Origin of the sequence: Nocardiopsis sp. TNDT3 (assembly GCF_003427465.1) — a bacterium.
GTDB lineage: Bacteria > Actinomycetota > Actinomycetes > Streptosporangiales > Streptosporangiaceae > Nocardiopsis > Nocardiopsis dassonvillei.
This window is the reverse complement of record NZ_QPFC01000206.1, coordinates 1-3481: the sequence shown is the minus strand read 5'-3', so window position 1 is coordinate 3481 and position 3481 is coordinate 1. Positions and strand designations below refer to the sequence as shown.

Annotated in this window: 3 protein-coding genes; 1 reads left to right on the top strand and 2 read right to left on the bottom strand. The window is 69.9% G+C overall.

From position 1 onward, the window contains the following. Nucleotides 1-46 precede the first annotated feature (46 nt). Nucleotides 47-898: a glutamate ABC transporter substrate-binding protein gene (locus DQW06_RS05595; protein WP_013151723.1), complete on the bottom strand. Its 852-nt coding sequence runs from the start codon at nucleotides 896-898 to the stop codon at nucleotides 47-49. Nucleotides 899-942: 44 nt separating this feature from the next. Beyond that, nucleotides 943-1686 carry an amino acid ABC transporter ATP-binding protein gene (locus DQW06_RS05590; RefSeq protein ID WP_013151724.1) on the bottom strand — a complete coding sequence of 248 codons (744 nt, stop codon included), beginning with the start codon at nucleotides 1684-1686 and terminating at the stop codon, nucleotides 943-945. A 333-nt stretch (nucleotides 1687-2019) separates the two neighbouring features. Between DQW06_RS05590 and miaB the strand changes: the two genes are divergently transcribed. Next, nucleotides 2020-3481 (top strand): tRNA (N6-isopentenyl adenosine(37)-C2)-methylthiotransferase MiaB (gene miaB, locus DQW06_RS05585; RefSeq protein WP_232832961.1); only part of this gene is annotated, 1462 nt, incomplete at its 3' end.

The following is a 3481-nucleotide window of genomic DNA, read 5'->3' as shown; positions in this document are numbered from 1 at the left end:
GCCGGGGTCGGCCCCGCCGCGGGGCGCACGGTCGGGGAAGGGGTGCCTACTGGCAGGCGTCGACCTCGGGAGCGGTCTCCTCGTAGGCGAAGTCGGTCTCACCGAAGGCGGTCTCCAGGGCCTCGACCGCGTAGCCCTCGTCCCACATCTTCTGGATGGCGGCGTTGACCTCCTCGCACCGCTCCGTGGAGCCGGCGGGCAGGCCCACGCCGTAGCGCTCCTCGCCGAAGGGGTTGTTGACCACGCGGTAGGTGCCCGGGTCCTGCGCGGCGAAGCCCGCGAGGATGGTGTTGTCGGTGGTCACCGCGTCGACGGTGCCGTTGCCCAGCAGGGACAGGCACTCGGAGTAGTTGCCCGCCTCGCGCAGCTCGGCGTCGATGCCCATGTCGTCGACGATGTTGTTGGCCGAGCGGGAGCCGGAGGCCGAGCACAGGACCTTGCCCGCCAGGTCCTCGGGGCCCTGGATGTCCTCGTTGTCGGCCTGGACCAGGATGTCCTGCTGGGCGACGTAGTACGGCCCGGCGAAGTCGACGACCTGGCGGCGCTCGTCGGTGATCGAGTAGGTGGCGATCACCATGTCGACGGTGCCCTGCTGGAGGAAGGACTCGCGGTTGGCGGAGGCGGCCTCGGTCCACTCGATCTGCTCGGGCTCGTAGCCGAGCTCGCCGGCGATGTAGGTGGCCACGTCCACGTCGAAGCCGACGGGGGCGTCGCCGTCCAGCAGGCCCAGGCCGGGCTGGTCGTACTTGACGCCGATGGTGATGGTGTCGCCGCCACCCTCGCCGCCGCCGCCCTCGCCGCCGCTGCCGCCGCCGACGTCGGCGGTGCCACAGGCGCTGAGGGCGAAGGCCAGGGCCGCGGTGCCGCCCAGGATGGTGCTGATGCGACGGACTCGCATGTGGGGTACCTCTTCCTTGCTTCGTGCGAAGAACGCGGGGAAACCTAGTGGGTCAGGATCTTGGACAGGAAGTCCTGGGCGCGCTCGGACCGGGGGTTGGTGAAGAACTCGTCGGGGGTGTTCTCCTCCACGATCTGTCCGTCGGCCATGAAGACGACCCGGTTGGCCGCGCGGCGCGCGAAGCCCATCTCGTGGGTGACCACGACCATCGTCATGCCCTCGGAGGCGAGGTCGGTCATGACGTCGAGGACCTCCTGGACCATCTCCGGGTCCAGTGCCGAGGTCGGCTCGTCGAAGAGGATCACCTTGGGGTTCATCGCCAGGGCGCGGGCGATCGCCACGCGCTGCTGCTGACCCCCGGAGAGCTGCGCCGGGTACTTGTTGGCCTGGTTGCCGATCCGGACGCGCTCCAGCAGTTCCATGCCCCGGGCGTCGGCCTCGGCCTTGTTCATGCGCAGGACCTTGGTGGGGCCCAGTGTCACGTTCTGGAGCACGGTCTTGTGGGCGAACAGGTTGAACGACTGGAAGACCATGCCCACGTCGCTGCGGAGCCGGGCCAGGCCGCGGCCCTCCGCGGGCAGCGGCTGTCCGTCCAGCGTGATGGTGCCGGCGTCGATCGTCTCCAGGCGGTTGATCGTGCGGCACAGCGTCGACTTGCCGGAACCGGACGGCCCGATGACGACTACCACCTCGCCGGAGTTAACCGTCAGATCGATGTCGCGGAGCACGTGCAGGTCGCCGAAGTGCTTGTTGACGTTCTCCAGCACGACGAGAGGAGTTGAGGTCATGTTCGGAACCTAATGGGTCCATGTTGCCGTGTCATCACGAAATCGCCGTCCGTCTGCGGAGTAGCAGACTTGTTACGGCGTGATCGGCGAAACTGTTATGGGTTTGGACGGTTAAGTGACCGTTTGTCGCTCCCTGTTGTGGTTCCGTTCTCCAGCGTCTCACATCGGCCACTTCCGGACGCGCTCCGCCTCCCCGTCCGTCGCGGGGCCCCGGGGAAGCTCCAGGTGGGGGCGTCGGGCCCCTCCCGCGGTCTCCGCGCGGTCCACGGCACCGGATAGCCTGGTCCCGTGAGCCAGAGTCGTACCTACCAAGTGCGGACCTACGGCTGCCAGATGAACGTCCACGACTCCGAGCGCCTCTCCGGTCTGCTGGAGGACGCTGGGTACGCGCGCGCAGCCGAGGACACCACCGCAGACATCGTCGTCTTCAACACCTGTGCGGTCCGGGAGAACGCCGACAACCGCCTGTACGGCAACCTCGGGCACCTGCGCCCGGTCAAGGACGCCAACCCGGGGATGCAGATCGCCGTCGGGGGCTGCCTGGCGCAGAAGGACCGCGGCGAGATCGTGCGCCGGGCGCCCTGGGTCGACGTCGTGTTCGGCACCCACAACATCGGCTCCCTGCCCGCTCTGCTGGAGCGCTCCCGCGTCCAGCGGGAGGCGCAGGTGGAGATCGCCGAGTCCCTGGAGCACTTCCCCTCCACACTGCCCAGCCGCCGCGAGTCCGCGTACGCGGCGTGGGTGTCGGTCTCCGTGGGCTGCAACAACACCTGCACCTTCTGCATCGTGCCCGCGCTGCGCGGCAAGGAGCAGGACCGCCGCCCCGGCGACGTGCTCGCCGAGGTGCGCGCCCTGGTCGACGAGGGCGTCAGCGAGATCACCCTGCTCGGCCAGAACGTCAACGCCTACGGCAGCGGCTTCGGCGACCGGCAGGCCTTCTCCAAGCTGCTGCGCGCCTGCGGTGAGATCGAGGGACTGGAGCGGGTGCGCTTCACCTCCCCGCACCCGCGCGACTTCACCGACGACGTCATCGAGGCCATGGCCGAGACCCCCAACGTCATGCCGCAGCTGCACATGCCGCTCCAGTCGGGGTCGAGCCGGGTCCTCAAGGCCATGCGCCGCTCCTACCGCCAGGAGCGCTTCCTGGGCATCGTGGAGAAGGTGCGCGCCGCCATGCCGCACGCCGCGATCACCACCGACATCATCGTGGGCTTCCCCGGCGAGACCGAGGAGGACTTCCAGGAGACGCTGCACGTGGTCCGCGAGGCGCGGTTCTCCATGGCGTTCACCTTCCAGTACTCCAAGCGCCCCGGGACCCCGGCCGCGACCATGGAGGACCAGGTCCCGCCGGAGGTGGTCAAGGACCGCTACCAGCGCCTGGTCGCCCTCCAGGACCAGATCTCCTGGGAGGAGAACCAGAAGCTGGTCGGCCGCGAGGTCGAGCTGCTGGTCGCCGAGGGCGAGGGCAGGAAGGACGGCGAGCACCGCCGCCTGTCCGGCCGCGCCCCGGACAACCGCCTCGTGCACTTCGCGGTCGGTGACGGCGACGACCCGCGCCCCGGCGACACGGTGACCGTGGAGGTCACCTACGCCGCCCCGCACCACCTGGTGGCCGACTCCGGCGTGCGCGCCCTGCGGCGCACCCGCGCGGGCGACGCCTGGGCGGCCCGCAACGGCCAGCCGGTCCAGGAGGGCAAGCCGCAGGTGCTCCTGGGCATGCCCCGGATCGGTGTTCCGGCCGAGGAGCCCGCCCCGGCGGGCGGCTGCTGCCCTCCGCCGTACACGAGATGCTCCG

Coding starts and splice junctions, on each gene's coding strand:
- DQW06_RS05590 (WP_013151724.1), bottom strand. CDS start 1,686: ATGACCTCAACTCCTCTCGTCGTGCTGGAGAACGTCAACAAGCACTTC.
- DQW06_RS05595 (WP_013151723.1), bottom strand. CDS start 898: ATGCGAGTCCGTCGCATCAGCACCATCCTGGGCGGCACCGCGGCCCTG.